The sequence below is a fragment of the Oryzihumus sp. genome (genome assembly GCF_036391795.1).
In the GTDB taxonomy this organism is placed as follows: Bacteria; Actinomycetota; Actinomycetes; order Actinomycetales; family Dermatophilaceae; genus Oryzihumus.
Genome location: NZ_DASVZH010000132.1, coordinates 1 through 2,480 on the forward strand (window position 1 = coordinate 1; position 2,480 = coordinate 2,480).

At 72.7% G+C, this 2,480-nt stretch carries 2 protein-coding genes; both read left to right on the forward strand.

Annotation, left to right across the window (positions count from 1 at the left end; translation table 11 throughout):
- Positions 1-247 (forward strand): hypothetical protein (locus VF825_RS07725; protein ID WP_331111860.1); only part of this gene is annotated, 247 nt, incomplete at its 5' end.
- A 139-nt stretch (positions 248-386) separates the two neighbouring features.
- Positions 387-2,408, forward strand: a complete 2,022-nt coding sequence (locus VF825_RS07730; protein ID WP_331111862.1) for a choice-of-anchor D domain-containing protein — start codon at positions 387-389, stop codon at positions 2,406-2,408.
- Positions 2,409-2,480: the final 72 nt, after the last annotated feature.

The window sequence follows — 2,480 nt, forward strand, 5'->3', positions numbered from 1 at the left end:
CCGCGAGAAGCTCACCGCCATCGCCCGCGAGCTGGGCGGCAAGGTCGACGCCGAGGTGAAGCGGCTCAACGCCGACGCCGTGGCCGCCATGCAGAAGCAGGGGCTGCAGGTCGTGAAGGGCGACCCGGTGGCCTGGCGCACCGCGATGGAGAAGACCTGGCCGGTCGTGCGCGGCGGCGTCGTGCCGGCCGAGTTCTTCGACGAGGTGAAGGCGGCCCGCGACGCCTGCAAGGCGGGGAGGAAGTAGCGGTCTCCTACATCCTCGCCGGCTGTCGGCGAAGCTCCTCCTCGAGGTGCCGCGCAGGTCCGGGTGTCCCTTGTCCGCGGGGCGCGGCCTGCGACAGAGTGTCGCACGTTGCACCTACCCCGGGGGGAAGGAGCGCGACGTGAAGACCCCTCTGTCGATCCTCGCCAAGCTGGCTTCGCTCGCCGTCGTCCTGTGCTGGACGCCGCAGGCGAGCGCCTACTCGACCTACTACACGAACGGCGCCGGCTCGAACCTGGCCTGCACCACGTGCCACTCCTCGACCGTCACGACGTGCAACGGCTGCCACTCGCACGGCACGCACCCCGACTCCACCAAGAGCTCCATCAACATCTCTGCGAGCACCGACAAGACGACCTACCAGCCCGGCCAGACGGTCACCGTCACGGTGAACGGCGGCTACCGGACCGGCTGGGTGCGGGTGAACCTCTACGACGGGAACATGGCCCTGCTCACGAGCTCCTGTCCCAGCGGTCCGACCAGCTGCTACTCGAGCACGTTCCCCGCGACCCTGACCGCCGCCGCGCCGATGACGCCCGGCACGTACACCTGGCGCGCCTCCTGGTACGGGAACGCCTACGACGCGAGCGGCGCCTACTTCTCGTCGGCCTGCGGGAGCCCGGCCGTCCCGCCCTGCTTCCGCCAGGACCCGAACAACAACACGGCCGGCGCCGTCCACGGCGAGGAGATCGTGGCGGTCACGCAGTTCACGGTCGTGTCGGCCGCGGCGCCGTCGATCGCCCTCTCCCCGACCTCGCTCTCCTTCGGCACCGTCACCGTGGGCGGCACGGTCTCGCAGCCCGTCCAGGTGAGGAACACGGGCACCGCGCCCCTCAACGTCTCCTCGATCGCCCTGACCGGCGCCAGCACCGCGTTCACCTGGTCCCCCGCGGCGCCCTTCACGGTCGCCGCCGGCGGCACGACCACCGTCACCGTGAGCTACACCCCCGCCGCCGCCGGCGCCGCCAGCGCCACGCTCGTCTTCACCAGCGACGACCCCGCCAACCCCACGGTGAGCCTCGCCCTCTCCGGCACCGGGCAGGCCGCGACCACGCCGTCCATCTCCGTGACCCCGACCTCGCTCGCCTTCGGCAACGTGGTGGTTGGCGCGTCGGGGACCCAGACCTTCACCATCTCCAACACCGGCACGGCCACCCTGTCCGGGACGGCGGCCCTCGCCGCGGGGACCAACAACGAGTTCTCGGTCTCGCCGGCCACGTTCAGCATCGCCGCCGGTGGCCAGCCGGTGACCGTGACCGTGAGCTACGCGCCGTCCGGCGCCGGGACCGACACCGGCGCCGTCTCCGTCGCGAGCAACGACTCCGCTCACCCGGCCGTGAGCGTGACGATCACCGGGGCCGGCGTGGCCAGCCCGGCCCCGACCATCGCCCTGGCGCCGGCCACGCTCGCCTTCGGCAACGTGGTGACCGGCGCCACCGCCACGCTCACCACGCAGGTGCGAAACACGGGCACGCTGGCCCTGGTCGTCTCGGCCATCGATCGGTGCGCCGGTACCAGCGCCGAGTTCGCCTGGAGCAAGTCGGTCTCCTTCACCGTCGATCCCGGCGCCAGCGTCCCCGTCGACGTCACCTACGCGCCGACCGGCCTCGGCGGCGACTCCGGGTGCATCGCCTTCACGAGCAACGATCCGACCACCGCCGTCGCGGACCTGGCCGTGAGCGGCGCCGGCGTGGCGCAGCCGATCCCGATCGCGGCCGTCAGCCCCACCTCGCTCGACTTCGGCGCCGTGACGATCGGCTCCGCCGCCTCCCGCACCGTCACCATCCAGAACACCGGAACCGGCGCCCTGAACGTCACCGGCATCTCGCTCTCGAGCGGAACGTCGTCCGCGTTCAGCTGGTCGCCCGCCGCGCCCTTCGCCGTGGCCGCCGGCACCAGCGCCACGCTGACGGTGACCTACAAGCCGACCGACGGCGCCGCTGCCAGCGGGGCCATCGTCATCGCCAGCGACGATCCGGCCTCACCCACCATCAGCGTGGCCTTGACCGGCTCCGGCGCCCAGCCGACCCACTCGTCGGGCGGCTGCAGCGGTAGCGGCGGCTCGGCCGGCTGGCTCGTTCTGGCCGCGCTGGCCCTGCTCATGGCTGGGCGGCGGTCGCGCGGGCGGCGCGTCCAGGGCTGATCGGCGCGTACGAGGCACCGCCGGCCAGTCGCGTGGACATGGCTGGCGTGCCCGTCCGCTCCGTCGTCCCTC